At 66.6% G+C, this 26,635-nt stretch carries 26 protein-coding genes; 11 read left to right on the top strand and 15 right to left on the bottom strand.

Annotated elements, in window-relative coordinates:
- Both WBB07_RS21585 and WBB07_RS21580 read left to right on the top strand, forming a co-directional pair.
- A partial coding sequence (locus WBB07_RS21585; RefSeq protein ID WP_526310411.1) for an enoyl-CoA hydratase family protein occupies positions 1 to 675 on the top strand: 675 nt, incomplete at its 5' end.
- 62 nt (positions 676 to 737) lie between these two features.
- A complete protein-coding gene (locus WBB07_RS21580; protein WP_526310410.1) occupies positions 738 to 1,358 on the top strand; it encodes a DUF1707 domain-containing protein in 621 nt (206 codons plus the stop codon).
- A 70-nt stretch (positions 1,359 to 1,428) separates the two neighbouring features.
- On the opposite strand, the gene WBB07_RS21575 is transcribed toward WBB07_RS21580, so the two are convergent.
- From WBB07_RS21575 to WBB07_RS21555, 5 genes are all read right to left on the bottom strand, one after another.
- Positions 1,429 to 1,731: a DUF4193 family protein gene (locus WBB07_RS21575; protein ID WP_526310409.1), complete on the bottom strand. Its 303-nt coding sequence runs from the start codon at positions 1,729 to 1,731 to the stop codon at positions 1,429 to 1,431.
- A 112-nt stretch (positions 1,732 to 1,843) separates the two neighbouring features.
- Entirely contained in the window at positions 1,844 to 2,092 is a 249-nt protein-coding gene (locus tag WBB07_RS21570) for a hypothetical protein (protein WP_526310408.1), read from the bottom strand.
- Between the two features lie 93 nt (positions 2,093 to 2,185).
- A complete protein-coding gene (locus WBB07_RS21565) occupies positions 2,186 to 2,599 on the bottom strand; it encodes an STAS domain-containing protein (RefSeq protein WP_526310407.1) in 414 nt (137 codons plus the stop codon).
- 140 nt (positions 2,600 to 2,739) lie between these two features.
- A complete protein-coding gene (locus WBB07_RS21560) occupies positions 2,740 to 4,722 on the bottom strand; it encodes a vWA domain-containing protein (RefSeq protein WP_526310406.1) in 1,983 nt (660 codons plus the stop codon).
- A complete protein-coding gene (locus WBB07_RS21555; protein WP_526310405.1) occupies positions 4,715 to 6,106 on the bottom strand; it encodes a sigma 54-interacting transcriptional regulator in 1,392 nt (463 codons plus the stop codon). Before WBB07_RS21555 ends, WBB07_RS21560 begins: the two co-directional genes overlap by 8 nt.
- A 141-nt stretch (positions 6,107 to 6,247) precedes the next feature.
- On the opposite strand from WBB07_RS21555, the gene WBB07_RS21550 reads away from it, so the two are divergent.
- The 3 genes from WBB07_RS21550 to WBB07_RS21540 are packed head-to-tail and all read left to right on the top strand — an operon-like array spanning position 6,248 to position 8,963.
- Positions 6,248 to 6,571, top strand: coding sequence for a hypothetical protein (locus tag WBB07_RS21550; RefSeq protein ID WP_526310404.1), 324 nt, complete (start codon positions 6,248 to 6,250; stop codon positions 6,569 to 6,571).
- Entirely contained in the window at positions 6,568 to 8,271 is a 1,704-nt protein-coding gene (locus tag WBB07_RS21545) for an alpha/beta hydrolase (RefSeq protein ID WP_526310403.1), read from the top strand. Before WBB07_RS21550 ends, WBB07_RS21545 begins: the two co-directional genes overlap by 4 nt.
- A 14-nt stretch (positions 8,272 to 8,285) precedes the next feature.
- Entirely contained in the window at positions 8,286 to 8,963 is a 678-nt protein-coding gene (locus WBB07_RS21540) for an LppA family lipoprotein (protein ID WP_526310402.1), read from the top strand.
- Between the two features lie 27 nt (positions 8,964 to 8,990).
- Here the strand turns inward: WBB07_RS21540 and WBB07_RS21535 are convergent, their stop codons facing one another.
- From WBB07_RS21535 to WBB07_RS21520, 4 genes are all read right to left on the bottom strand, one after another.
- Positions 8,991 to 9,650, bottom strand: a complete 660-nt coding sequence (locus WBB07_RS21535; RefSeq protein WP_526310401.1) for an LpqN/LpqT family lipoprotein — start codon at positions 9,648 to 9,650, stop codon at positions 8,991 to 8,993.
- Positions 9,651 to 9,887: 237 nt separating this feature from the next.
- Complete coding sequence (locus WBB07_RS21530; protein WP_526310400.1) at positions 9,888 to 10,283, bottom strand: RidA family protein; 396 nt, start codon at positions 10,281 to 10,283, stop codon at positions 9,888 to 9,890.
- Between the two features lie 112 nt (positions 10,284 to 10,395).
- Positions 10,396 to 11,241 (bottom strand): fumarylacetoacetate hydrolase family protein, encoded by an 846-nt coding sequence (locus WBB07_RS21525; RefSeq protein ID WP_526310399.1) that lies wholly within the window; start codon positions 11,239 to 11,241, stop codon positions 10,396 to 10,398.
- A gap of 174 nt (positions 11,242 to 11,415) precedes the next feature.
- Positions 11,416 to 12,141: a transposase domain-containing protein gene (locus WBB07_RS21520; protein WP_526310398.1), complete on the bottom strand. Its 726-nt coding sequence runs from the start codon at positions 12,139 to 12,141 to the stop codon at positions 11,416 to 11,418.
- A gap of 184 nt (positions 12,142 to 12,325) precedes the next feature.
- Here WBB07_RS21520 and WBB07_RS21515 point away from each other — a divergent pair, with 184 nt between their 5' ends.
- Both WBB07_RS21515 and WBB07_RS21510 read left to right on the top strand, forming a co-directional pair.
- Complete coding sequence (locus WBB07_RS21515) at positions 12,326 to 13,000, top strand: FadR/GntR family transcriptional regulator (protein WP_526310397.1); 675 nt, start codon at positions 12,326 to 12,328, stop codon at positions 12,998 to 13,000.
- Positions 12,997 to 13,662, top strand: a complete 666-nt coding sequence (locus WBB07_RS21510; RefSeq protein WP_526310396.1) for a FadR/GntR family transcriptional regulator — start codon at positions 12,997 to 12,999, stop codon at positions 13,660 to 13,662. The genes WBB07_RS21515 and WBB07_RS21510 overlap by 4 nt, the downstream gene beginning before the upstream one ends.
- Here the strand turns inward: WBB07_RS21510 and purH are convergent.
- From purH to sfnG, 5 genes are all read right to left on the bottom strand, one after another.
- Entirely contained in the window at positions 13,659 to 15,227 is a 1,569-nt protein-coding gene (gene purH, locus WBB07_RS21505) for a bifunctional phosphoribosylaminoimidazolecarboxamide formyltransferase/IMP cyclohydrolase (protein WP_526310395.1), read from the bottom strand. The two genes, WBB07_RS21510 and purH, sit on opposite strands and share 4 nt — an antisense overlap.
- Positions 15,228 to 15,243: 16 nt before the next feature.
- Complete coding sequence (gene purN, locus WBB07_RS21500) at positions 15,244 to 15,873, bottom strand: phosphoribosylglycinamide formyltransferase (RefSeq protein WP_526310394.1); 630 nt, start codon at positions 15,871 to 15,873, stop codon at positions 15,244 to 15,246.
- Positions 15,874 to 15,892: 19 nt separating this feature from the next.
- Entirely contained in the window at positions 15,893 to 17,380 is a 1,488-nt protein-coding gene (locus WBB07_RS21495) for a cell division protein PerM (RefSeq protein ID WP_526310393.1), read from the bottom strand.
- Positions 17,381 to 17,429: 49 nt separating this feature from the next.
- Positions 17,430 to 18,278, bottom strand: coding sequence for a DUF5336 domain-containing protein (locus WBB07_RS21490; RefSeq protein ID WP_526310392.1), 849 nt, complete (start codon positions 18,276 to 18,278; stop codon positions 17,430 to 17,432).
- Between the two features lie 155 nt (positions 18,279 to 18,433).
- The gene (sfnG, locus tag WBB07_RS21485) at positions 18,434 to 19,570 is read right to left on the bottom strand and encodes a dimethylsulfone monooxygenase SfnG (RefSeq protein ID WP_526310391.1); all 1,137 of its coding nucleotides are present in this window, start codon (positions 19,568 to 19,570) and stop codon (positions 18,434 to 18,436) included.
- A gap of 140 nt (positions 19,571 to 19,710) precedes the next feature.
- Between sfnG and WBB07_RS21480 the strand changes: the two genes are divergently transcribed.
- Complete coding sequence (locus WBB07_RS21480; protein ID WP_526310390.1) at positions 19,711 to 20,559, top strand: LLM class F420-dependent oxidoreductase; 849 nt, start codon at positions 19,711 to 19,713, stop codon at positions 20,557 to 20,559.
- 119 nt (positions 20,560 to 20,678) lie between these two features.
- Here WBB07_RS21480 and WBB07_RS21475 read toward each other — a convergent pair whose 3' ends face one another.
- The gene (locus WBB07_RS21475) at positions 20,679 to 22,220 is read right to left on the bottom strand and encodes an acetyl-CoA acetyltransferase (RefSeq protein ID WP_526310389.1); all 1,542 of its coding nucleotides are present in this window, start codon (positions 22,218 to 22,220) and stop codon (positions 20,679 to 20,681) included.
- Positions 22,221 to 22,358: 138 nt separating this feature from the next.
- Here WBB07_RS21475 and WBB07_RS21470 point away from each other — a divergent pair, with 138 nt between their 5' ends.
- The 3 genes from WBB07_RS21470 to WBB07_RS21460 all read left to right on the top strand — a co-directional run bounded on the left by WBB07_RS21470 (position 22,359) and on the right by WBB07_RS21460 (position 26,598).
- On the top strand, positions 22,359 to 23,522 hold the full coding sequence (locus WBB07_RS21470) for an AAA family ATPase (protein ID WP_526310388.1): 1,164 nt from the start codon (positions 22,359 to 22,361) through the stop codon (positions 23,520 to 23,522).
- A complete protein-coding gene (locus tag WBB07_RS21465) occupies positions 23,519 to 24,601 on the top strand; it encodes a MarR family transcriptional regulator (protein ID WP_526310387.1) in 1,083 nt (360 codons plus the stop codon). Before WBB07_RS21470 ends, WBB07_RS21465 begins: the two co-directional genes overlap by 4 nt.
- A 140-nt stretch (positions 24,602 to 24,741) precedes the next feature.
- Positions 24,742 to 26,598: a S9 family peptidase gene (locus WBB07_RS21460; RefSeq protein ID WP_526310412.1), complete on the top strand. Its 1,857-nt coding sequence runs from the start codon at positions 24,742 to 24,744 to the stop codon at positions 26,596 to 26,598.
- Positions 26,599 to 26,635 lie beyond the last annotated feature (37 nt).

Here is a 26,635-nt window from a genome sequence, read left to right as displayed (position 1 = left end):
GGGTGGCGGGCGGCGGCCGCCGACCCGCAGGTCCGGGTGATCGTGCTCGGCCACACCGGCGGCACCTTCTGTGCGGGCGCGGATCTGAGCGAAGGGTCCGGCGGCAGCAGCCAGGAAGACGCCCGGGCTCAGGCCGTCGCCCGAGGGCATCAGATGACCACCCTGTTGCGTGCCGTGATCGAGCATCCGCTGCCGGTGCTGGGCGCCGTGGACGGTCATGCACGTGCCGGCGGCCTCGGTTTGATCGGCGCGTGCGACATCGTGGTCGCCGGGCCACGGAGCACGTTTGCGCTCACCGAGGCGCGGATCGGGGTGGCACCGGCAATCATCTCTATGACGCTGCTCCCGAAGCTGGCGCCGCGCGCCGCAGGTCGCTACTACCTCACCGGTGAGACGTTCACCGCAGCGCAGGCCGCGGAGATCGGGCTGATCACCACGGCCGCCGACGAAGTGGCCCCGGTGATCGCGTCCCTGGTCCGCGACATGGCCAAGGCCTCTCCACAGGGACTGGCCGCATCGAAAGCCCTGACCACCGCATCGATCCTGGCCGGTTTCGACGCTGATGCCGAACGCCTGACCCACGAATCGGCGGCCCTGTTCGTCTCCGAGGAGGCCCGCGAAGGAATGCTGTCGTTCCTCGAGAAGCGGGCGCCGAGTTGGGCCGACCGGGGCTGAGCGACACCAGATCACTCCACCACCCTTTGCGGTTGACAACGATCGTCGTAGGCTCAAGCTCGATGAGCAATTCAGCCTCGCGGGACTCATCGCTGTGTGCCGCCGACAATGATCCGATCCTGGATCCGATCCAGGGTGACCGGATCCAGGTTGCCCAGCTGCTCACCGACGCCGCGGCGCAGGGCAGCCTTGATCTTCGTGAGTACGAGGATCGGCTGGCCAGGGCGTACGCGGCCAAGACCTACGACGAGCTCGGTGTGCTCTCGGCGGATCTTCCCGGTATCGCCAACACCCGGCGTGGCGCGTGCAAGCCGGCGCCGTCGACTGTTCTGCTGGCCATCATGAGTGGGTTCGAACGACGAGGCCGCTGGAACGTCCCGAAGAAACTCACCACCGTCACGCTGTTGGGCGGTGGTGTTCTCGATCTGCGGTATGCCGATTTCACCTCCGCCGAGGTCGATATCCACGCCTACTCGATCATGGGCGGACAGACCATTCTGCTGCCGCCCGAAGTGAATGTGACGGTCCGGGGAACCGGTGTGATGGGCGCGTTCGACCACAGCATCAGCGACGCCGGCTCCCCCGGAGCGCCGCAGATCACCATCACCGGATTCTCCCTGTGGGGCAGCGTGGGGATCAAGCGTAAGAAGCGCCGCGCTCAGAACGCCGAGCCACGCAGCTGAGGGCCCTGAGTCCGCAAGTCGCTCGGCTGAACACGGAAGTGCCGCAACACCATCGACACCGGGCCGACCACTAGGCGCAGTCGGCGCAGGTCATGGTCTGTGCGACGGCGAGCCGGCTGCGGTGATGCACCAGGAAGCAGCTGGTGCAGGTGAATTCGTCGGCCTGTTTCGGGACGACCTTGACCACCAGCTCTTCGCCCGACAGATCCGCACCGGGCAGCTCGAACAGTTCACCGAATTCGCTGACGTCGTCCTCGGCGGCATCGCGGCCCGTTCCCTGCCCCAGACCTGAAGCGACCTCGCGCAACGGGTCCGGCGGTGTGTCTTCGACGTCGCGCCGCCGCGGTGCGTCGTAGTCGGTAACGGTCGCCATGATCTACTCCCTCGTCTCGGCCGGCGTGCTGACGCGCTGAATGGTCAGCGTGGATCGGTAGGTACCCATCCCTGCTGGAATTCACACCGCAGCGCCCGAGAAGGCGAGAAGATCAGTCGAGCAGTGAGCCGAACTCGGTCTGCTCGCGATAGAAGTCGATCCACCCGGCGACCTTGTCGACCTGTGCGGCCGCCAGTGGCACTCCAGCGCGCCGAACAGCAGTCAACACATTCCGGATCACCACGGTGTACTCGGCCGCCCCGAGATTGACAAACGCCATCTCCCGTTCGGCCTCGGTGAGCTGGGCTCGATGGTCGTCGACCAGGTCCCACGCCAAATCGACCTCATTTGGTCGCTTCATCAGACCTTCCTTGCCAACCGAGGGTGTCTCCACCCACCAAAAGCCATCGGTACCTCACCGAAAGCAATCGGTGTCTGTCGACGCAATCGGTGCCTACCGAGCGCCGCCTTCGTCGTCGAGCTTGACGAAAGCTTCCTCGAGCGTAGAGCACAGGTTGATCATGTCGTCCAACCCGATCAACCGTAGCGGTCGGCTGGTCGCCGGACCGTCGGCCACCACCGCGAACCCAGCGGTGCCCGCGAGCTGGCGGCGGACCATCACCAACACGTTCATGCCGTGCGAGGCCAGGAATTCGATACCGGAGAGGTCCACGACAAGCGCGGATGGCTGCTTGTCCAGGACCTCGAAAAGCCGCTGTTCGAGTTGGGGGGCGGTGATCATGTCGATCACGCCGGCGCAGCTCACCACCACGGTCGATGCATCCCAGTGCTCTGTGACCAGACAGCTGGGGACGTCGTTGTAGGGGGCTGCGGTGTACGGGGTTGCTGTGTCATCGGGACTGTTCACGAAATACCTCGCGGTCCGTACTAGGTGGTCAGCGCATCGACTGGCAGGCGGGGGCTGAGCCAAGCAAGCGATCACGCAAACGACAACATCAGCCTAGCCCCCGGTCGTGTGTCTTGGTAGCCAACCGCAGTCCTTGCAGCTCACCGACGCTTGCGGGCCTTGAGGTAGTCGCCCACCACCGCGGCGCCCAGACCGTCGAGGTCCGGCACCACCACTCGGCCCTGCACCCGGCGGGCCACCTGGTCGATGAATCGTGCCAGCCCGGGATCGCTGCCGAGCCGGAAGATCGTCACCTGCGCATCCAGGCGGGCGATCTCGTCGAGGCCCTTCACCGTGTGCGCGATGGTGCGCGGATGCGGCGGGTAATCGAAGAAGACCTCGACATCGCCTCCGTCCCCCCACTTCTCCAGGTGCGCCGTCGGCTCCCCGTCGGTGACCACCAACACCACCGGCTGGGCGTTGGGGTGCCGGCGCAGGTGCCGCGCGGCCAGCGCCAACGCATGGTGCAGGTTGGTGCCCTGCTCGTAGACGCCGTCGAGGCCGGTCAACTCGGCGGCGGTGACGGTACGCGCGTAGCGGCCGAACGCGATGATCTGCAGCGCATCGGAGCGAAACCGGGTGCTCACCAAATGGTTCAGCGCCAAGGCCGTGCGCTTCATCGGCAGCCACCGGTTCTCCATCACCATCGAGAACGAGGTGTCCACCAGCAGCGCCACCGCAGCCTGGGTGCGGGTCTCGGTTTCGGAGATCTCGACGTCATCGACGCTGATCCGCAGCGGCCCCTCGTCCCGCTCGGCGACCGGAGTTCCAGCGCGTCGCAGCACCGAATTCGTGAGTGTCCGGGTGACGTTCCACGGCTCGGTGTCCCCGAACTCCCACGGCCGGGTCGCACCGGTGAGCTCCCCGGCGGCCCCGGCGCGACGCGTCTCCCGCTCCCCGTTCCGGGACGAGAGCTGTTGGGAGACATCACGTAATGCCGCCTGCCCGAGTTGCCGCATCGCTTTCGGCGACAGCCGCCAGCTGCCGTCGGAACTGCGGTCGAGGAAGCCCTGATTCATCATGGCTTTCTCCAGCTCTGACAGGGTGCGTGCATCTACGGCCGCATCCTCACCGAGCTGGCGGGCCAGCATCTCGAGGTCGACATCCTCCATGGAGGCACCCGCGTACCCCTGCGACAACTGCTCGGCGAGCTGTTCGAGCTCCCCGATGTCGGCAAGCGCCTGCGTGGCCTCCCCCATTCCCATCGGCTGGTCGCCGGAGAACTTCTCCGAGCCGTTCCAGTCTTCCCCGGGTCTTGCGCTCTGCAGGTGAGCGTCGAGCCGGTTCAGAGCATTCATCAGCGACGGCGACCCGAAGGCCTGCTGTGCCAGGGTATCCAGTTCGGCCCGCTGATCGGCGCTGAGACTGTTGCGGAACCGTTGCGCGGCCGCGGACCGCTTGGCCAGGGAGTCCAGCAATTCGTCGATGTTGCGCGGGTTCTCCGGGAAGAACTCCCCGTGGGCCTTCATGAAGTCCTGGAAGTCCTGCGGCGTGTCCTGGCCCTGAGCGTGCTTGTCCAGCAGGTTGTTCAAGTCGTCGAGCATGTCGTTGACCCGCTGGCGGTCCTCGTCGCCGGCGTTCTGCAGCGCCTGTTTCATTCCGGCGAAGCGTTGGTCGAGCATCTCGCGGCCCAACAGGTCGCGGATCTGGTCGTACTTCTGGCGGGCCTCCGGCGAGCGCCACCCGTAGTCGGCGAGCTCCTCGACGGCCTTGGCCGGCGACGGAGACAGCGCATCGAGTTGCAGTTCACCGAATCGGGCGTCATCGTCGAGAGCCCGCGCCAGCTCCTTGCGCTCTGCCAGCACCGCTTCGTCGAGCAGCTTCTTGACCTCCTGCAGGGTTCCGTCAAGGTTGTTGCGGCTCAATAGTTGTCGGCGACGACGGTTGGCCTCGGCGGCCAGTTTGTCGGCACCACGCATCCCCGGGGTACCACGACGGAGCAGCTCGGACAGCGCCCGCCGCGGCGAGGTGCCCTCCATGACGTCCTGGCCGATCTGTTCGAGGGCTTCTCGCAGATCAACCGGAGGCGCCAGCGGATCCGGTCCGCCGGAGTAGCGCAAATACCTCGAGGTGCGTTTAGCCATAGACGGTTTCGCCTTCTCCGGACACCTTGTCGATCCGCTTGGCCAGATACAGCGCCTCCAGCGCAAGTTCGACGGCGGCGGCACGCTGCCCATCGGACTCGGCACCGAGGCGCTCCGAGATGTCTTCGATCACCGGAAGATCCGGCAGCGCGGCCAGCACGTCCTTGGCCGACACCCGTTCCCCGGTGGTCACCGGGGAACCGGATTCGACGGCGGCGACCAGTGCCCCGACATCCAGCCCACCGAGGAGCCGCTGTGCGGTGTCGGCGGTGGCTCGGCGCAGCAGGTGTTCGAGAACCGCCTGCTCACGACCTTCCTCACCGGATTCGAACTCCAGCTTGCCGCGCAGCACGTCGACGATGGTGGCCAGGTCGACCACCCGCGCCACGGGATCCTGTTCGCCCAGGATCGCCGACCGGTGCCGGGCCGAGGCGGCAACCGTCTCCGCGGCCGCGATCGCAAATCGGGCCGACACCCCGGAACGCTGATCCACCGACGTGGATTCGCGTAGGTGCCGGGCGAACCGGGCGATGATCTGCAGCAGGTGATCCGGCACCTCCGCCGACAGGTGCGCCTCCTGTGCGATCACACCGACCTCGGCATCGAGTTCCAGTGGGTAGTGGGTGCGGATCTCGGCGCCGAAGCGGTCCTTGAGCGGGGTGATGATGCGGCCGCGGTTGGTGTAGTCCTCCGGGTTGGCGCTGGCCACCACCACCACATCCAGTGGTAGCCGCAGGGTGTACCCGCGGACCTGGATATCGCGCTCCTCCATCACGTTGAGCATCGCCACCTGGATACGTTCGGCGAGGTCGGGCAGTTCGTTGATCGCCACGACACCGCGGTGCGCACGCGGTACCAGTCCGTAGGCAATGGTCTCCGGGTCCCCCAGGCTGCGGCCCTCGGCCACCTTGACCGGGTCGATGTCACCCACCAGGTCGGCGACGCTGGTGTCCGGGGTGGCGAGCTTCTCGGTGTAGCGCTCGTCGCGGTGCCGCCAGCTGATCGGCAGGTCGTCACCGGATTCGGCGGCCCGCCGGATCGACTCCGGGGTGATGGGCGAATACGGGTGCTCACCGAGCTCCGAACCGGCGATCACCGGGGTCCATTCGTCGAGCAGGCCCGTCAACGACCGCAGCAGCCGCGTCTTGCCCTGGCCGCGCTCACCCAACAACACAAAATCGTGTCCGGCGATCAGTGCCCGCTCGACCTGCGGTAACACCGTGTCGTCGAACCCGACGATGCCCGGCCACACCGTCTCGGCGGTGTCACCGGCGGCCAGGCGCGCCAGCAGGTTCTCGCGGATCTCCTGTTTGACACCGCGTTCCTGATGACCGGAAGCGCGTAGCTCGCCGAGGGTGCGGGGCAGATCGTTGGGTGATGTCACAGCCTCCACGCTACGACTGCGGTGTCGAACCGGCAGGGCTCCCTGCAACAAATCGGCACCGATACGCGTCGGGCTGAACCGGGAATGCGGGGTCGGGGCTGCATTAGAATCCCGGCAAGGGTTTGCTGGAGGGGGGACGCCGTGCCGAAGAACCTGCGGGTGGACATTCCGGGGCTGCACCCGGCCAGTGCTGGTGTCAGCGACGAGCAGTCGACGTTGACGGCACAGCACGGCAGGGTCGTCAGTGCGCTCCAGTGCGCCCACTCCGGTTGGATCGGCTCGTCGGCGGCCGCGTTGACGGAGCTGACCAGCAGTTGGGAGCGCGCCTCTTCCCGGCAGGGCACCCGGATCCGACGGCATGCCGGCGATATCGGGGTCGCAGCGCAGCTGTTCAGCTACCTGGAGCAGCGGCACGCGGCGAGGTTACGTGCGGTATACGAACAGGCCCAGCAGCACAGCCGGTGAGTCGTCTCAGCCTGGATGACATCGATCGCTGGGACCCCGGCGCCATCGATCAGGTCTTCGGCGAGGCGATGCGGCGCGCCACCGAAACCCGGCGCTCCGGTGCCCAGATCGGCCGGCTGACCACATTCGCCGACTGGGACGGTGATGCCGCCGATGCCGCCAGGGACTCTGCACACCGGATCGTGCTGGACCTGTCCGCACACGCCGATGCTTGCGAAGCCGTTGCCGCCGCGGCAGAGTCGGCGGTCGGCAAAGTGCAGACGGTCAAGTCTCGCCTGGCGCAGATCCGTTCCGAGCTGCAGTTCGGCATCACCATCGACAACACCACCAATGCCGTTGCGCCGCCCCCCGATGTGGCGTCGCGACCGAACGCCCGAGTCATCCAGCTGCTGGTCGACGATCTGCAGCGGATGGTGGATCAGCTGATCGACGACGCCGAGCTGGCCGATGACGACCTGGCCGCCGCCATCCGCGCCGCCACCGGCACCGTGTCCCCCGAGCAGGTCACCGACCAGCTCGACGGGGGCCCGGTTTCGGTGCCGTTTCCGCCTGCTTCCGGCGACCCGACAGTGGTGAACCAGTGGTGGGATTCGATGAGTCCGCAGCAGCAGGCCACCGCGGTGGACAAGTTCGGTTCGCTGCTGGGCAATGTCGACGGGATCCCCGCCGCGGTGCGCTCCGACATCAACATCGGCCGGCTCGAGAGTGAGATCGCCAAGCAAGAAGCCCTGGCGGCGGCGCGAAAGTTCGCGCCCAGCGGCCTTCCCGACGCGCAGACCGCCCTGCAGGTGCAACGGGCACGCGGGCGGCTCGAGGATCTGCGGGCTGTCCAGGCGGCGCTGAGCACCAGCCCGGATACCGGTCTGTTGCTGCTGGATCTCACCTCCAACGACAAACGGGTGCTGGCGGCGACGTATGTGGGCGATGTGGACAACGCCGAGCACGTCAGCGTCACCGCACCGGGGATGAACTCGACGGTGCGGGGATCCATCGTGGGGATGACCGAGGAGGCGGCCGCGTTACGCGGACAGGCCATGGACCTCAACGGCGGGCAGGAGGTCGCCAGCATTGCCTGGATCGGTTATGAGACTCCGGGATTGAATCTCGACGTCGCCGATGACGACCTCGCCACGGCGGGTGCACTGGATCTCAACCAGCTCTATCGTGGCTTGAACGCCACCACCAATGTCGGCGATCAGCACCTGACGGCCCTCGGCCATTCCTATGGTTCGCTGACCACCAGCCTGGCTCTGCAGCACGGCCAGGCGGGTGTCGACGACGTGGTGTTGTACGGCTCCCCGGGCGGTTTCCTGGACAACGCCGCCGAATTGGGGGTGGCACCGGGACACGGGTACTTCATGGTCGCCGAAGACGACGTGGTTGCCATCGAGATCGCCGCCCTGGGTCGGTTCGGTGGTCAACTGCAGGACGTGCCGGGGCTGGTACCGCTGTCCACCGAGGGCGCTTTCGAAGTGGCTGTCGACCCGGAAACCGGTGTGTCCCGCCAGATCTGGCACGAAGGTGCCACCGGCCATTCCGAGTACCCGCGGTTCGGCAGCAACGGCGAATTACGCACCCCGGGGCACAACATGGCCGCCGTGGTGGGCGGTGTGCCCGCAGCGGTCATCGGCGGTCCGCCCGAGCCGCAGACCATCGACGGGCCGTACGGGCCCATCCGCAATCCGAACTACCACTCATGAGAGGACTTGCTGCCATGCTGCAACGGACCGTGACCCTGGCTGTTGTTCTCGGGGTCACACTCGGCGCTGCCGGTTGTCTCGACGCCCGCGATGTCGACCCTGCCGCCCGGCCGGACGAGTCCGAGCTCAACCGGCTGCAGGAGATCGTCAACGCCCGCCCCGACATGGAGACGGTGCAGGCGCACCTGCGGGACATCCAGGCCCGGGTGCAACAGGCGATCACCCGCGTCGCTCCGGCGGTGATGCTGCCCGCGACACCGCGTGACGATCCGGCACAGCCACCGCCGGGTCGGCTGGAGAAATGTGTCGATCCGTTCACCCACAGCATCGGCCGTCGCTACCGCTCCGGCGAATTCGTCAGTATCGGAGGCGGTTTCACCGATGCACAGTGGCAACAGCTGGTGGCCGAACTGACAGTGACATTCGAAGCCGCCGGCTTCATCTACGACTCGGCGAGGTATGCGCCTCCCGCACCCGATCATCGCAACGCTTCACAATTCCGCGAGGACGGTGTCCGGATCGAATTGCTCGGGTCACTGCGCCCCGACGGGCCTGTTGTGTTCGGCTACGAGATCGAATGCAATCTTCCTGGCGCGTGGCGCACCAGCACTCCGCCGGAAGAGCTCCGGCTGAATCTGGGCCCCGGTTCGCACTACCCGTATCTCTATGGCGACGGCCGCACCGACGCGTGACCGGTCCCCCTGAGTTGTCCCGGACTGTCAGCCCCCGGCGGGGGCCAGCATCTGGAATCCACCGAGGATCTGCTCGGTGTCACTTTGATACTGGGCGTCGAGAGGATCATCGGTCTGGCTGGTGACCGTCACGGCGTAGGTGCGACCCGAGGCGTGCATGACCGCGATCAGAACCTGCGCCGGCAACGGGCCCAGGTTGCCCATCTGCGGAGTGGTGTACCGGATCAACTCGGCCGGCAGCCCGCACTGCAATTGCTGGGTGACGGTCAGATCGGTGGCGCCGAAGCCCATCTCGAGCGACTCTCGCTGCGCCTCGAAGACCACTGTCGGGTCCTCCATCCCGGCCTTGCTCTCCAGGGTGACCACCACGGTGGGGGCAAATTCTTCGCTGGCCAGGTCGATGTTTGTCATCGTGAAGCGAAACAGGTCGCTGTCCATCTCGGTGAACCGATCCCACCCGTCGGGCTGCGGGATCCGAAGCACCGGCTCGTCGTCGTCGACGGGTTCGATCTCGACCAGTGGTGCACCCACCGGCGTGCAGTTGGAGGCGTCGGCGCCGGCGGCCACGTCGGACTGCCCGGCGATCAACTCGGCGGAGGCCACCGGCTCCGCCTCGACGTACCGGGTGCACGACACGGTGAGTGCGCACGCTGTCAGCAGGAGTGCCACGCGGGCCGCGATCAACACGACTCAACCTTAGCGGTCCAGTGCTGCGTCACGGACGGTCACTCCGCGTCGGCCCCGGTTTTCTCCGATGTTCGGATGTCGTCGACGACGGCGTGTCGCCATGATCCGGGCACATGGGCGTCGTTGCACCCGGGCGCCACACGAGCCGAACCGAAGTCCGCTACGCGGGCACGGCCGCAAGACGGCCGCAAGTCGGTTGGCGGCTGCAGCGCTGCCGGTCCGTCATTGCAGGCAGACTCACGGCCGGACCGCCAGTGCCTCGATCTCCACCAGCGCCTCTTCCTCCACCAGACCGCCGATGATCAGCAGGGTGTTCGGTGGGTACACACCGGACGGGTAGATTTCGGCGAACTTGTCGATACGCCCCTTCATGAACTCCGGGATCATCTCACGGCCAACAACATACGTCCGGAATCCGATGACATGCTCGAAGCCCAGACCGGCGGCGGCCAGCGCCACACCCAGATTGTCGAACGCGATCTCGACCTGCTCGGCACCGTCGGAGGTGGTGAAGGCGCCGGCGCTGTCGGCACCCATCTGTCCGGCGACCACCACGATTTCACCGGGCGTCCCGATTCCCAGGGTGGAGTAGTTCCCGAACTTGGGCAGCGGGGCATCCTGGTAGCTGATCACAATGACTTCCTCTACTTGCTGGTGGTTTTCGAAGTTCAGACGGCGTAGCGGACAGCGCCGGTGCCGCAGATCCGCGTGTGCGATACCGAAAGTTCATCCACCACAGTCAGTTTCATACTTCTGTCTTGATCGTGTTGGACAGTAGCCCCACGCCGGCGATCTCGACCTCGACGACGTCGCCGTCGGTCAGGAACTGCGGCGGTGTCCGTTTGAAACCGACACCCGCGGGCGTGCCGCTGACAATGATGTCGCCCGGCAGCAGCGGGGTGACCGCCGAGATCTCCTCGATCAACTGCGGGATGTCGAAGATCAGATCGCGCGTGAACGCGTGCTGCTTCACCACACCGTTGACCCGGCAGGTGAGCTCGATATCGGGGTCGACGCCGATGGTGTCGCGATCGACGATGCCGGGTCCGATGGGAGTCGAGGCCGGTGCATTCTTACCGAGAGTCCACTGGACGTGCCGCACCTGGCGGTCACGTACCGAGATGTCGTTGACGACGGTGTAGCCGGCCACCACGTCCCAGGCCTCCTTCCGGGAGATTGTTCGAGCCGGCGCGCCGATCACGACGCCGAGCTCTGCTTCCCAGTCGAACTCCGTCGACAGCGACTGCGGCAGCAGCAGAACGTCATTCGGGCCGGTGATGGTGCTCAGATCCTTGAGGAACACCACGGGCGCCTCCGGCACATCGGCCAGGAAGACGTCCTTGGATTCCTGCTGATGATCGAGGTAGTTGATGCCGATGCAGAAGATCCGGCTCGACGGCAGCACCGGCGGCAGCAGAGTGATCTCACTGCTGGACAGCCTGCCGACATGGGCATCGGTGATGCGCTCGGCCAGGCCGGCCGCCAGCAGGACGAGGGCGTCGCGCAGCGACCAGTCCAGCCCGACGATCTCCTCATCATCCAGATAGCCGCACCTCGTCGTGCCTTGATGGACGTACTGGACCAACTGCACCGACCCCTCCTTCACGCTTGTCTACTGGTCGAAAAACTTCTCCTCGCCGACCACCTGCACAGGGCCAACCAATCTGCAACCAATCCCGGCCAATCGGGCTGGAAGGGTTCAGTCTCGCCCGGAAGCCAATCACGCATGTTCGCGTGGGACCATCGATCGCTGCTGTTGACTTAGTTACCCAGTTACATGGGACAGCCGGACACGGCGCGACGCCGCTTCCTGGGCCGCCAGCACGCACGCCCGAGCCATGATCTCCTGCTTTGCCGCGGCCGCCGAGCGCCCCCGCAGCGGCGCCGAGTCCACAGCGTGCCGCACCGGCATCGCCCCGACCGCCACCGTCACTGTCGCGGCCAGCCGTTGCCGCAACTCCTCACTGGACCCGTCGTGCGGAGGGCACAACACCACAGCCGTGGCACCCACCGACTCGACGAGTTCGGGTGCGGCGCCCGGATCGAGTTCACAGCCAAGCAGCGCGCCGGTGCCCGCGTCCCGGACCAGCCACCCAAAAGCCGTTCCATAGTGGAGTTTCTGCAGGTAGACGCGAGAGGTATTGCGCTCGCCGCGAGCCGCGCGGAGCAGCTCACCGAGCAGCACTTCGAAGGGCTCAACGCCGAGGCGGGCCCGCGCGCGAGTGACCGCACCCCGGGACGGCAGCTGACGAGCCAGGCCCCGCCCGGTAGCCGCTGGCAGCGTCGCCCACAACAATGCCGTCACCTCGTCATAACCTGCCGAGGGATCCATCGCGGCGGCCAGAACGTGGTAGCAGGTGACCCACGGGGGCAGGCTGCGGACCCGCTGCCCGGTTCGCTCGCAGCGGTGCAACACATCTTCGACCATTGACACCGGCACAACGTCCACCAGCGCCGCCATGGCCAGCCGCTGGACCAGGGTTGCACCCACGGACTGCTCCTTAAGTCACCAGAGAGACTGCGCTGTCAGAGCAGATTTTACGCACGCGTTACCGGGTCCACATTGGTTGCGATTGGTTGCTCACGGTCCACACTTCGGTCACTACGCCCGATGGGTCGCGATTGGTTACATTGAGGCGCGAACAGATCGATCTTGTTCTCCAGGGGGGCCTCCGTTGCACGAAGGATCCGCGCAACCCGTCGGCGACCGGGATCTGCGACGTCTCATCGATGAGTACGTCCTGGTGGCTGCATCTCAGGACGGCGGACGCGTTCCCGCTGAGCGGCACATCGCCGAGCAACTCGGACGTTCACGTACCCAGGTGCGTCGCATCATGGCGCAGCTCGAGACTGAAGGCCGCGTCACCAGGGAAGTCGGCCGCGGGACGTTCGTGACATCGGCCAGCACCTCGGCCGACCGTTTCGGCGCCTCGTTCACCCCGGCGGCGATCATGACCGCATCCATGGTGTTCGAACCCGAAGTCGTCTCGCTGGCGGCGCTGGCGGCCACCGAAGAGGATTTTGCCGAGCTGCACCGTTGCCTCGAACGCGGCGAGACTGCTTCCGATTACGAATCCTTCGAGCAGTGGGACATCTCGCTGCATCGTGCTTTCGCCAGGGCCACTCACAACAGTCAGATCCTGGCGATGGTCGACGTACTGAACTCCACCCGCAACAACCCGGTGTGGGGCCGGCTCAAGAAAGACGGGTTCACACCGGAGAACCGAGAGATCATCCAGCGTGAGCACCACGAGATCGTCGCCGCGCTCGTCGACCGCGACCGGCGCCGGGCGGCCACCGCGATGACCGAGCACTTACGTTTTGTCCGCACGGTGGTGACGGGGCAATGACGACCGCAGTCGAAAGGTACCTCCAGGAGCAGATCTCCTCGGGCGAGCTGGCACCGGGCAGCCAGGTGCCGACCGAACGCGCGCTGGCCACCCTGTTGGGGCGCAGCCGCTACGACGTGCGTAGGCAGCTCGGCGCCCTGGAAAGCCAGGGCCGGGTCACCAGAGAGGTGGGCCGCGGCACGTTCCTCACCGGATCCTCCGCTGCACCGCCAGGTGGAGCCATCCGTGGCCCGGCCAACCTGAGCCCGCTGGACCTCATCGCCGCCAGGGCCGCCTGGGAGCCGAACCTGATGACATTGGTGGCCGTGGCGGCCACCACCGACGATTTCACCGAGATCCGCCGCTGTCTGCAAGCCGGTGAGGCCGCCCACACTCCCGAGGAGTTCCAGCTCTGGGACATGGCATTTCACCGCGCGCTGGCATTGGCCGCGCACAATGCCGTGGTCGCGGCGCTCAACGACATGGTGGAGAGCGGCCGACGCCAACTCGCGGGCAGCGGCCTCGACAAGCGCCACCACACCATCGAGAATCGCGCCACCTGCCAGGTTGAGCACCGCGAGATCGCCGACGCCATCTTCGACCGCGATCCCGTGCGTAGCCAGGCCGCCATGCGCACTCATCTCCAGACGGTGCGCAGGCAGCTGCTACCCGAAGTGTCCTAGTGGGCGAAATGCCTTGCGCCGGTGAGGTACAGCGTGATGCCGGCCTTCGCCGCCGCCTCGGTCACGAGGTCGTCTCGCATCGAACCGCCCGGGTGCACGATCGCCCGCACCCCGGCGGCCGTCAGCGTCTCCAGTCCGTCCGGGAAGGGGAAGAACGCGTCGGAGGCGGCCACCGCTCCCTGAACCTTCTCACCGCCGCGTTCGACGGCCAGCCGGGCGGCATCCACGCGATTCACCTGGCCCATACCAACTCCCACGGTGGCGCCGTCTTTGGCGACCACGATGGCATTGGACTTGACGGCCCGGCAGGCCCGCCACGCGAACGCCAGATCGGCCAGGGTGGCAGCATCGGCGGCGTCGCCGGTGGCCAGCGTCCAGTTGGCCGGATTGTCCCCTTCGGCGTTCAGCGCGTCCCGCTGCTGCACCAACAGGCCACCACTGATCTGCCGGAACTCGGTACCACCGGCCCCCGGTTCGGAAGCCACCAGCACCCGGATGTTCTTCTTACGCGAAAGCACCTCCACCGCACCTTCTTCGAAGGCCGGGGCGATGATGACCTCGGTGAAGATGTCGGCCACGGTCTCTGCCATCTCCACGCTGACCGTGGTGTTGGTCGCGATCACCCCGCCGAAAGCGCTGAGCGGGTCACATTCGTGGGCCTTGCGGTGCGCGTCGGCCACCGACACTGCGGAGATGGCGATACCGCACGGGTTGGCATGTTTGATGATCGCCACACAGATCTCGTCGTGGTCGAAGGCCGCCCGCCACGCCGCATCGGCATCGGTGAAGTTGTTGTAGGACATCTCTTTACCGTGCAACTGGTCGGCCTGCGCCAGACCGGGCCAACCGCCGTCGTCCAGGTACAGCGCCGCCTGCTGGTGCGGGTTCTCCCCGTAGCGCAGCACTGACTTACGCCGCCAGGTGCCGCCGTACCACTGCGGTAGCGCGGCCTGCTCGGCATCGCTTTCGGGCGCCAGCACATCGCCCATCCAGGTGGCCACCGCGACGTCGTACTCAGCGGTGTGCCGGAAAGCCAACGACGCCAGCGTTTTCCGCTCAGCCAAGGTAAAGCCGCCGGATCGCACCGCTGCCAGCACTCCGTCATATCCCAGCGGGTTGACCACCACTGCGACGCTGGGATGGTTCTTGGCTGCGGCGCGCACCATCGACGGTCCGCCGATGTCGATCTGCTCGACACATTCGTCCTCGCTCGCGCCGGAGGAGACCGTCTCACTGAACGGGTAGAGGTTGACCACCACCAGCTCGAACGCCTCGACGCCGAGTTCCTGCAGTGCCGCAACGTGTTCGGGTTTGCGCAGGTCGGCGAGCAAGCCGGCATGCACCCGCGGGTGCAGTGTCTTGACGCGGCCGTCGAGCACCTCCGGGAAGCCGGTGACTTCCTCCACAGGGGTGACGGGGATACCGGCAGCCGCAATGGTCTTTGCTGTGGAGCCGGTGGAGACGATGGCGACGCCCGCCTCGTGTAGCCCACGAGCCAGGTCAGCCAGTCCGGTCTTGTCGTACACACTGATCAACGCCCGCCGGATCGGCTTACGCTCGCTCATGGGTGGTTCATCTCCTTCATCCGAAGGTGGCCGTGCGGCCACTCCAGGTCATACCGCGGGTAGCTGCCGCGGCCAGCACATCGACGAGCAAGCGTCGTTCGACGACCTTGATTCGTTCGTGCAGGGTCTGTTCGGTGTCATCGTCGGTGACGGTGACGGCCTCCTGGGCCAGGATCGGGCCGGTATCCATGCCCGCGTCGACAACGTGCACCGTGCACCCGGTCACGCGCACCCCGTACTCGAGGGCGTCGGGCACGGCGTGTGCGCCGGGGAACGACGGCAGCAGCGCCGGGTGGGTGTTGACCACCCGCCCCGGGAAACGGGCCAGGAACCGGGGTCCCAGGATCTTCATGAATCCGGCCGACACCACCAGGTCAGGCGAGTGGGCCGTGGTGGCAGCGGTGATCGCCGCATCCCAGGCGGCCCGATCCGGATGGTCTCGCAATGGCACCAGGTAGGCGGGGATCCCGGCAGCTGCGGCGATCTCGGCGGCGCGACAGTCACGGTCCACTCCGACGGCCACGACCCTTGCCGGATAGTCGCCGACGGCTGCGTCGAGCAACGATGCCAGCAGCGACCCGGTTCCAGAAGCCAGCACGACCAGTCGGGCCGGTGCGCTGGGTGGCACGTGAAGGGGTTGCTGCACGCGACGAGCTTAGTCGGTCTCAGTCGGTCGGTTTGCGCTGCGCGTCCCCACCGTAGACATCGTTGTCGGCGTCCAGGAGATCCTCGGCATCTGGAAGCTCCGCCAGTGCTTCGTAGTCCACCTCGATGGGTTCGTAAGCGGGTTCGGGTTCGTAAGCGGGTTCGGGCTCGGGTTGCCGGGGCTCACCGAGTCCAGGTTCGGCGGTCACCTTGGTTTCGGGCACCGAACCGGGTTCGGGTTCGGGCAGGATCAGCGGAGCTGTCGGCGACTCCGCGATCTCGTCGCTGGGTTCGGCCAGGGTGCCCCCCTCCGGCACGACATCTCCTACCGGCTCGGGATCGTCCACCGGTGTGGCAACAGCCTTGACCGGTTTGGGCGGTCGCAGCACGCCGCCGGTCATCACCACCGTCACCCCGCCGACAGTCACGAACCACAGGAAAACCGCAGGCCCGAACGTCGTCTGATCCACACCGACGGCGCCGAAGTTGCCCAGCCGTCCGCCGCCGGCTTCCCCCAGCAGCGCCATGACTGCGGCCGCCAGCAAGGAGGCCGCCACCAGTCGCGTCATTGCGGGCCGTAACGGCAGTGGCATGCGCGCGCACTGCTGACCGACCACCACCGCCGCGGTGGCGCCGATGATCAGCAGCGCCACCCACACCGGCCCCAGTGGGGGTGTCGGCGCCGCGGCCAGGATGGGCACGGCCGGGATGTCCCCGCCGAACACGGTGAACGAGCTGAAGGTGGCGAATCCGACATGTGCACTGGAGCCCACCGCCATGGCGCAGGCCCCGACAATCACGTTCGGCACGTACAGGATCGACAGCACCGCCAAGCTCAGCTGCCCGAACATCGAATCGGTGATGCCGAACAGCTCGTGCATGGTGCCCCAGTTGACCACCAGCGCCACGGCGGTCGCTGCAGCCGACAGCCCGAACAGGGTCAGTATGCCCGCAGCCGCGGCACGTACCGATCCGGCCAACCAGTCCGGTAGCGGTGACCGCGCCAGTACCCGGCGACCGGCCTTGGAGCCGACGCCCACGACGGCGCCGACGGCATGCACCACCAGCACATTCAGGAAGGCATGGCCCGCGCTCGGGGTCTGCAGCTGGGTCAGCACCGAGGCGGCGTCGTGCACCACCGCCAGCGCCAGCGCGGCGATCAGCAGCGGACCGCCGATCGCCGACGCAATCACCCAGCGGATGACAAAAAACGAGGCGCGTGGCGAGGTGGCCCGCGCCGTGGTGCGTGCGGTCCCCCAGACCATCAGGAGTGCGGGCAGCAACGGCAGGACGCCGAGTTCTCGTCCGCCGATGAGAATCGGCACCTGGTGTACACCCAGCCAGATACTGGCGATGGCGCCGAAGGCGCCGGTCATATCGCTGTTGGCGATCAGGAGCTGGACGAGCACCACCGCCGCGATGATGACCAGTGCGACCAGCGCCGGACCGAATGCGACCCTGATCAGGTCACGTGCTTGGCGTGCTCCCGCCGTGCGGTTGTCCTGCATTCACGTCAGCCCACCGCAGCGTTGTATCCCGGCTGCGGCGGTACCGGACTCAGGACTGAGTCGAACCGGACGAGGGATCCGACTGCTGGGTCTGCGGCTGCTGACCCGGCGTCGGCGCGGAGTGTTGTCCCGATGATCCGACCGCGGGAGGCGGACTGAAGCTCGGGAACCCGGTCGGGGGCGTCGGCGGGCCGCTCTCCTGGCCGAAGCCACCCACGGGTCCGGTCGGGTAGGACCCGTACTGCGAGGGGTAGCCGGGGCGGGGTCCCAGCGGGCCTTGGCTGCCTTGCGGGCCGACCGGCTGCTGCGGAGCCTGCTGGTAGTAGCCCCCGGGAGGGCCGTACTGACCGAACTGCGGCTGGTCGTACTTGGGCCGCGGAGCGGGTGCGCTGAGCACGCCGGACTCCAGCAGTAGTGCACCGATGGCGACAATGGCCTGCAGCACGGCGAAGGCCAGCACCAACCAGGCGGCCCAGCCGGTGGTCACGTAATTGGACGTGTTGAACAGCTGGCTCACGACCACCAGCACACCCAACACCGAGAGGATCGCCACGACGGCGAGGTACCCCTTGGCTTTGGGCAGCAGGCCGACAGCCGCCAGCAGCGCCGCCAACAGTGTGGCCAGGGTGAGGAACACCCCGCCGCCGCTGGTGGCTTCGATACTGATCGGGCCCAGCTCGGCGCTGGAGGTGAAGACCGGTCCGAAACTCGACAGGTAGGCAAGCAGCCCCAGCACCACCACCGCGGCCGACAGATACTGCGGCAGCCTGCTCGGTCCCGGGTCGGACACCTGAGCGAACGACTGGGTGGGAGATCCGTAGGAACCGGGCGGCGGCGCGGACGGGAAACCGCCGGCGCCGGGTGCATTACCGGGTGGGTTGCCTGGGGGGTAGGTCATGACCTCTCCTGTGTCGTTGGGCGCCACAGCGGTGGCGCTTACGTCGGACCCCCTGTGGGTCCCCGCTTCATGGACTAGGCCGACGAACACCTGCCTCGGATTCCGAGACGCGGATTCGTGTCATCCACGCTAGCGCACCCAGCTGCGCACTCGCGTCAGGCGCCGACGGACACGAGGGCCGGCGGTCCGCTCACCTCGCTGTCTGCGGCTTCGATCTCCCGAACCAGCGGCAGTACCCGCGCCCCGAAGTACTCGATCTCCTCCTGGAAGTGCAGGAACCCACCGAGGATGAGGTCGACGCCACGCTTGCGATAGGCGGCGATCCGCTCGGCGATCTGCTCCGGTGTGCCGATCAGTTGGGTGCGGAAACCGTCGTTGTACTGGACCAGATCCTCGAATGTGGAATCGGCCCACATTCCCACCTTGTCTCCGGTGGATGCCCCGGCCTGCCGCACGGCGCCGGCGAAGCCCTCCACTGCCGGCCGGTTTGCCTTTTCGATGATCTCGCGGAGAACGTCCTTCGCCTCTTTTTCGGTGTCGCGGGCAATGATGAATCCATTGAGGCCGATCTTGACCTCGCGGCCCACCGTCCGGGCGTGGTCGCGGACATCGGTGATCTGCTCGGTGATGCCGTCGAAGTCCTTGCCGTTGGAGAAGTACCAGTCCGAGTACAGGCCACCGTTGCGGCGGGCCGCCGTGGAATTGCCGCCCTGGAAGATCTCCGGGTTGGGCCGCGCCGCGGTGTTCACCGGCTTCGGTTTGAGGGTGAAGTCGTGGATCCGGTAGAAGTCGCCCCGGAAGTCGACGTCGTCCTCGGTCCAGATCTTGCGCAGCACCTGGAGGAACTCGGCGCTGCGGCGGTACCTCTCATCGTGTTCGAGCCAAGGCTCGCCGAGGTGGGTGAACTCGTCTTTGAACCAGCCTGAGACCACATTGACGGCAAACCTGCCGTTACTGAGCTGGTCGGCCGTCGCGCCGAGTTTGGCCAGGACCGCCGGCTGCCACAGCCCCGGGTGCACTGCGGCGATGACCTTGAGTTTCTCGGTGGCCAACAGCAGCGCCAGGGAGAAACTGGTGGACTCGTGCTGGTATTCGGCGCCGTAGCTGGCCTCGTAGCGGACCTGACTGAGGGCGTATTCAAAGCCGTTGTTCTCCGCGGTCTGCGCCAGTTTCTTGTTGTACTCGTAGTTCCAGTCGGTGCGCTGGTCGATATCGCTGGTCACCAGGCCGCCGCTGACATTGGGCACCCAGTAGGCGAACGACACGTTCCGGGCGATGTGTTCAGTCGTCATGGGCCGATCACACCGCCGACGGCCGTGCTGGTCACTGGTTTAACTCGCGATGCTTTCTTTGTCGGGCCGCCGGTTCGACCGGCACCTCGGATCGGGTGCCTCCCTTGCCCTCGCGACTAGAACACGTTCTAATTCCATGTATGGACTTCGGGCTAGTACTTTTCACCAGCGATCGTGGCATCTCCCCCGCGGCGGCAGCCAAGCTCGCCGATGACCACGGCTTCACCACCTTCTACGTACCCGAACACACCCACATCCCCATCAAGAGGCAAGCCGCCCACCCCACCACCGGCGACGAGTCGCTGCCTGATGACCGCTATATGCGCACCCTGGATCCGTGGGTGTCGCTGGGCGCCGCCAGCGCCGTTACCAGTCGGGTGCGGTTGTCGACGGCGGTGGCGCTGCCGGTCGAGCACGACCCGATCACCCTGGCCAAGTCGATCGCCACCCTCGATCACCTGTCCGGTGGGCGTGTCAGCCTGGGCGTCGGATTCGGTTGGAACACCGACGAACTCGCCGACCACAACGTACCGCCGGGCCGGCGACGGACCATGTTGCGCGAGTACCTCGAAGCGATGCGGGCGTTGTGGACGCAGGAGGAAGCCGAATTCGACGGCGAGTTCGTGAAGTTCGGGCCCAGCTGGGCCTGGCCCAAGCCGGTGCAGTCACACATCCCGGTGCTCGTCGGCGCGGCGGGCACCGAGAAGAACTTCAAGTGGATCGCCCGCAGCGCGGACGGCTGGATCACCACGCCCCGCGACTTCGACATCGACGAGCCCGTCAAGCTGCTGCAGGACACCTGGGCGGCAGCCGATCGCGACGGGGCCCCGCAGATCGTGGCGCTGGACTTCAAACCGGTACCCGAGAAGCTGGCGCACTGGCGCGAGCTCGGCGTCACCGAGGTGCTGTTCGGCCTGCCCGACAAGCCCGAAGCCGAAGTCGGCGCCTACGTGGAGCGCCTGGCCGGAAAGCTCAGCACTCTGGTCTAGATACCTTCGCCGAGCGAGCGCGTCTGTACGCCGCCACGCCGGGTTGTGCGTACAGATCTGTGCGCTCGCCGGGTTTGCGAATGCTCGCCCGTCGCCGAATGCAACAATCCGCCACCGCCCTAGGCGGTCGCGGCACTCAACACCGCTCGGTTGCCATTCCCGGTGGACCGCACGGCAATACGCGCACCCAGCGGGTCGCCGTCACTCATCAACGCCACCAACGCCTGATCCTCGGTGGTGGCCATGAACCGCGATCCGTCGGACTCCAACCGGCCGACGATGATCCCGGTCCGCACCGGCCAGTCGTAGCGCACCGAGTAGGTCTCGACGACTCCGAGCCCGTCGACGACCTTGGTCACCGGCACCTCGGGCAATTCGGTGATCTGCGTGTTGAGTTCGTCGCTACGGCTGGTACGCCACTCGACCGGCGAGGTGGAGTAGATGCCCACCGAGTACTTGCTCATGATGCCGCCGTTGGCGCCGATGAACCCGAATTGCCCAGGCTTGTCGCGCATCTCGGCCACCGTTTCCGCAATGCCGTGCAGCGAGTAGCTGTTACCCGGGCCGCCGAAGTAGGGCAGACCGCCGGTGAGCGTCAGTCCACGCGGGTCGTCGCCGGCGATTCCCAGGGCATCGCAGATCACGAACACCGGGAACGGGAAGCAGCTGTACAGGTCGAAGGTGGAGATGTCGTCGACGCCGATACCCGCCACTCGCAGACCCTCCTGCGCCGCGAGTACCGCGGCCGGACTGGCCCCGAGATCGGCCCGCGACAGCAACGCCTGTTCCACCAGGTCGGCGTGCCCGTGCAGGTACACCCACCTCTCCTCGGGCACACCGAGCCTGCGGGCTGCACCCACCGACATCAGTACCGTGGCGGCGCCCTGATTCACGGTGTCCCGGGCAACCAGCAGTCGCGGGTACGGATCGCAGACCATCCGATTCTCGGGCGTCACCGTCTCGATCTCGGCAACAGACCGCTCCACCGGCGATGACGAGAACGGGTTCTTGGCAGCCACTTTCGACATCGGCGCGAACAGCTCGGCCATCTGGTGCCGGTAGTCGGCGACACCGAGGCCCAGCCGCGCGCGGCGGGCGTTGTCCAGCAGTCCGTACTGCACCGACGCCCCGGTCAAGCCGTGCGTCACGGTGTATTCGTCGATATAGCGGTGGATCTGGTGGCCGCGGTCCTCGAGTTGCCCGTCGATGTGCTCGGTGAAGTCCGGTTTGTCGTCGCGCCCGGCGAAATAGCGTGCGGTGGATCCGGGTTCGGAGCCGATCACCATGGCGACGTCGATCTCGCCGGCCGCGATGGCCGAGGCGAACTCGGTGACCACCTTCTGCGATCCATGACCCCCCACGGGCTCGAGGACCACGCGGGCCGGGTCGGCACCCAGGCGGCGCATCACCGAGCGTGGATAGTTGTTGGATTTGCCCAGCACGGCGGGCATGGGCCCGGAGATCTCGAACTGCCGTAACCCCACGACCACGTCCACCGCGCGGGCCACGTCGCTCACCGACGCCCCGGTGTCGGCCAGTGCGGCCCGCGCCGCCTCGGTTGCCAGGTCCACCGCCGACATCCCCCGGTATCCGGGGTCATCGATGCGCTCGGTGAACTGGCCGACGCCAACGATGACGGGGGTGCGCGGGTCGACCGGCATGCATGCCTCCTGAGGTAACTACTTTGAGAGGCTAATAGAACGCGTTCTCGTTTGGCCAACCGAACTGCCAGGCTGACGTACACGGCACATGACGTACATCGATATTGACGTACATCAGATCTGGCGTACGGTTGGGATGTGGCCTGGCCGGTACGTCCCATGTCCCTGGTGGTGGGCGGCATCGTCAAACCCGACGACGTCGTAGGCCGCTACCGCGACGCAGCGGCCGTGCTGGCGGCGCTACCGCACAGCGGCGCCGTCCTGATCGGCGACCGTCGCCACGGCAAGACCTCCCTGGCCCGCATGGTGGCCCACCAGGTGCGCAACACCGGCGCATTGGTGGGTGCGGCCAGTGCGGAACGCGGCACCTATGCCGACTTCGTGTCGGCGCTGGCGGCCGAACTGGCCCGATTCGAACCCAGCTGGAGCCAGGAACTGGCCAAACTCCGCGTCTCGCTCAATGCGGGACCGATGACCATCGAACGGGAAGCCCGCGCCGCCACCGCCTTGGACGAGTTGCTGCGCCAGGCCGTGGACCGCGCAAACGGACGCCAGGTCGTCTTGTTCATCGACGAGGTGACGGTGCTGGCCCGCAGGCTCGAACGGGTGCAGAGCGGAACCGGCGACGACTTCCTGCGCACCCTGCGCCGCTTCCGTCAGGAGTACGGCGGCAGCGTTGCCACGGTGCTCTCCGGATCCATCGGCTTCCATCACGTCTCCGTCGACGCGCCCAGCACCGTCAATGACATCCGGAAGATCACCGTGGGCCCCATCCGAGCGGATCACGCCGCCTTCCTGGCCGAATGCCTGCTGCTGGGAATCGGCGTCTACCCACCGGAGGCCCACCGGGTGGCACCGGCAGTCGCCGAATCCGCCGAAGGCGTTCCCTACTACATCCAGCATCTGGTGCTTGCCCTACAGGACCACTACCTGCGCGACGGCCGCCTGCCACCGGCCGACCAGATCCCCGACCTGGTGACCGCCGCCGTCGAGGACCTCAACGACCCCTGGGACCTCCGGCATTACCGGGACCGGCTGCACAACTACTACGGGCCGGACGCCGACGCCATCGCAGGCGTGCTCGACATCTATGCCCACGCCGTTGCGCCGCTGACCGTCGACAACACCTTGATGCTGCTGAGCAACGAAGGCAGCCCCATCCGCGATCGTCATCAGTTGGTCTATCTGATCGAACGCCTGGAACTCGACCACTATCTGGTGCGCGACGGCCTGCCGAACGGGGGAGCCGATCACTTTGCCTCCCCGCTGATCCAACGCGCCTGGCGAGCGATGCGGCGATGACAACGCCGGTGTTCACACCCGCGGCGCTGACCCCTGCGGAACTCGACGCCCTCACGGTCGGACGCGAGGCGCTGTTCACGAAGTTGGTGCGCCGGATCGTCGGCGCCGCCCGGGACGGCTCCCGACCGCACACCCTGCTCGTTGCACCCAGAGGTGGCGGCAAGACCCACACGCTGCACGTCGCGGTGAACCGCGCACTCGCCGATCCCGAAACCGCCAAAAATGTTCTGCCGGTGTTCATTCCCGAAGATGCTCTGGCAATCGGCTCTTACCTGGACATGCTGGTCGAGATCGCCAGGGTGATCGGCATCGCGCAGCCCGCCCAGGCGATGCGCCGCGACAAGGACGCCATCGGCATCGAGCAAGCCATCCTGGCCGTTGCCGCAGATCGCATGGTGCTGCTGGCGATCGAGAACCTGGACCGGGTGTTCGACAGCTTGGGCTCCGACGGTCAGGGCAATCTGCGAGCCTGGGTCGAAACATCAACGTCGGTGACACTTTTGGCCAGCAGCCCGGCTCTGTTCCCGGGAGTGTCATCGCGGTCGTTCCCGTGGTACGGGTCATTCATGGTGGAGACGCTGCCCGACCTCGAACTGCCCGACGCCGTGGCCATTGTCGCGGCCGCTGCCCGCAGGCGTGGCGCCAACGATCTCGCGGCATATATCGAATCACCCACCGGCGCACGCTCTCTGGATGCCATCCGGAGAATCGTTGGCGGCGTACCACGCCAATGGCACCAGCTGGCGCAGTTCGCCGACGTCGCCACACTCGAGGCGGTCACGCCCGCCGTCGACGCACTACTGGACAGCCTGGTCCCGAACTACCAGCGTCAACTGGGAGAGCTGTCGCCCGGCGAGCAGCGCCTGGTCGTGGAGCTCTCCCGCACGGATCGGCCCCGCACCGTCAGCGATCTGGCGGCCGCCGTCGGGGTCTCGAATCAGTCGGCGGCAACAGCGCTGGGCAGGCTCTCCGCATCGCGATGGGTGACGTCGGCGAAGAACGCCAACGACCGCCGCTCCACCTGGTATGACCTCACCGATCCGCTCCTGCGGCAGGTGTTGAAGCACCGCGACCGCTGAGTCGGCGCCCACCGCCGCTTGACGCATTTGTCACTCAGTGACACAGTGGAATTGTCACTGAGTGACACCAGACAACGCGCAACCGCCCACCCGGCCCCCGATGCCGAAAGGCCCCTGTGTCCACCACCACCAACAGCGCCATCACTGCACCCCAACGTATTTCTGTCGAAGAGTTCTTCAATCCGCCCGAGCGGGCGGGCGCCACCATCTCCGCGGACGGCACCCGGATCGCGTACCTGGCCCCGTGGCGCAACCGCCTCAACATCTGGGTTCAAGATGTAGACGGAAAGACCGAACCGCACTGTGTCACCGCCGACGAGACCCGCAGCGTGTACATCTACAGCTGGACCCACGACTCACGCCACCTGCTCTACATGCAGGACAGTGGCGGCGACGAGCACTATCACGTCTACCGCGTCGACCTCGACGACCCGGATGCCACCGCCGTCGACCTCACGCCGTTCCCCAACACCCGCGCATCCTATGAACTACTCACTGCGCGCCCCGGCAAGGCCGTCGTGCAGCACAACGCCCGCAACGAAGAACTGTTCGACGCATTCGAACTCGACATCGCCTCGGGCGAACTGACGTTGCTTGCCGAGAACCCGGGCAACGTCCTCAATTGGATCGCCGGTCCGGGTGGCCACTTGTTCACCAATACGCTGACGGCCGCCGGGGATGTCGAGATCTCCCAATGGGATCCGGCCACCAAGTCGACACGCCCCATCAAGGCGTACGACGGGCGCGACTACCCACTGGGCATCCATCCGGTCGTCCCCACCCCCGACGGCACCGGAATCTGGCTGGGCTCCTACGACGGCAGCGACCGCCTCCGGCTGGTACGCCTAGATGTGGCGACCGGCACCGAGACCGAGGTGGACAGCCATCCCACCTTCGACCTGGCCGCGCAGATCATGCTGCCGTCTCCGTTCATCGTCAGCGAGCAGACCGGCGAACTGATCGGCGCCCGCTATTACGGTGAGCGACAGGTGATTCACCCACTGGCCCCCGATTTCGCGGCCGTGCTGGCCGCACTGACCAACCTGTCCGATGGTGACCTGTCCACGATCTCCACCGATGAGAGCGGACAGCGCTGGGTCGTCAGCTTCAACCACGACCGCGAACCCGGCGTCACGTACTTCTACGACCACGCGACGGGTACCAGCAGGCTACTGTTCCGGCCGTACCCGAATCTGGATCCGGCGACGCTGGCCTCGATGACCCCGGTGACCTTCGAGTCACGCGACGGCCTGGACCTGCACGGCTATCTGACACTGCCGATCGGACAGGAGCCGGCCGGCCTGCCGCTGGTGCTCCTGGTCCACGGTGGGCCGTGGGCTCGCGATTGCTGGGGCTACCAGCCCGAGGTTCAGTTGCTGGCCAACCGCGGATATGCGGTGCTACAGGTCAACTTTCGCGGGTCCACCGGCTACGGCAAGGCCTTCACGAAGGCGGCGATCGGTGAGTTCGCCGGCAAGATGCATGACGACCTGATCGACGCGACAGACTGGGCCGTCGAGCAGGGGTACGCCGACCGCGGCCGGGTGGCCATTTTCGGCGGCTCCTACGGTGGTTACGCCGCACTCGTCGGCGTCACGTTCACCCCGGACGTCTTCGCCGCCGCCATCGACTACGTCGGGGTCTCCAGCCTGCCCAACTTCATGCGCACGCTGCCGAATGTGGGCCGCCGATTCCTGGCCACCAACTGGCATCTCTACGTCGGCGACCCGGAAGATCCGGCACAGGAAGCCGACATGCTGGCCCGCTCCCCCATCACGAAGGTCGACCAGATCCGCACGCCGCTGTTGGTTGTCCAGGGCGCCAACGACTCTCGGGTGGTACAGGCCGAATCCGACAACATGGTCGCGGCGCTGCGCGCCCGCGGCGTCGAGGTCGAGTACCTGGTGAAAGAAGACGAGGGCCACGGATTCGTCAACCCGGACAACAGCATCGACATGTACCACACTGTCGAACGCTTCCTGGCCCAGCACCTCTGATCCCCAAACGCGAAAAGCCCCTGGAATCGCAGTGATC

The sequence above is a fragment of the Mycobacterium sp. genome, assembly GCF_049647605.1.
In the GTDB taxonomy this organism is placed as follows: Bacteria; Actinomycetota; Actinomycetes; order Mycobacteriales; family Mycobacteriaceae; genus Mycobacterium.
This window is presented reverse-complemented; position numbering and strand designations above follow the sequence as displayed.

What these genes read in the sequence shown, in the direction of transcription:
- WBB07_RS21580 (WP_526310410.1), top strand. Translation starts at nt 738, where the DNA reads ATGAGCAATTCAGCCTCGCGGGACTCATCGCTGTGTGCCGCCGACAAT.
- WBB07_RS21575 (WP_526310409.1), bottom strand. Translation starts at nt 1,731, where the DNA reads ATGGCGACCGTTACCGACTACGACGCACCGCGGCGGCGCGACGTCGAA.
- WBB07_RS21570 (WP_526310408.1), bottom strand. Translation starts at nt 2,092, where the DNA reads ATGAAGCGACCAAATGAGGTCGATTTGGCGTGGGACCTGGTCGACGAC.
- WBB07_RS21560 (WP_526310406.1), bottom strand. Translation starts at nt 4,722, where the DNA reads ATGGCTAAACGCACCTCGAGGTATTTGCGCTACTCCGGCGGACCGGAT.
- WBB07_RS21540 (WP_526310402.1), top strand. Translation starts at nt 8,286, where the DNA reads ATGCTGCAACGGACCGTGACCCTGGCTGTTGTTCTCGGGGTCACACTC.
- WBB07_RS21510 (WP_526310396.1), top strand. Translation starts at nt 12,997, where the DNA reads ATGACGACCGCAGTCGAAAGGTACCTCCAGGAGCAGATCTCCTCGGGC.
- purH (WP_526310395.1), bottom strand. Translation starts at nt 15,227, where the DNA reads ATGAGCGAGCGTAAGCCGATCCGGCGGGCGTTGATCAGTGTGTACGAC.
- WBB07_RS21495 (WP_526310393.1), bottom strand. Translation starts at nt 17,380, where the DNA reads ATGCAGGACAACCGCACGGCGGGAGCACGCCAAGCACGTGACCTGATC.
- WBB07_RS21490 (WP_526310392.1), bottom strand. Translation starts at nt 18,278, where the DNA reads ATGACCTACCCCCCAGGCAACCCACCCGGTAATGCACCCGGCGCCGGC.
- sfnG (WP_526310391.1), bottom strand. Translation starts at nt 19,570, where the DNA reads ATGACGACTGAACACATCGCCCGGAACGTGTCGTTCGCCTACTGGGTG.
- WBB07_RS21480 (WP_526310390.1), top strand. Translation starts at nt 19,711, where the DNA reads ATGGACTTCGGGCTAGTACTTTTCACCAGCGATCGTGGCATCTCCCCC.
- WBB07_RS21475 (WP_526310389.1), bottom strand. Translation starts at nt 22,220, where the DNA reads ATGCCGGTCGACCCGCGCACCCCCGTCATCGTTGGCGTCGGCCAGTTC.
- WBB07_RS21465 (WP_526310387.1), top strand. Translation starts at nt 23,519, where the DNA reads ATGACAACGCCGGTGTTCACACCCGCGGCGCTGACCCCTGCGGAACTC.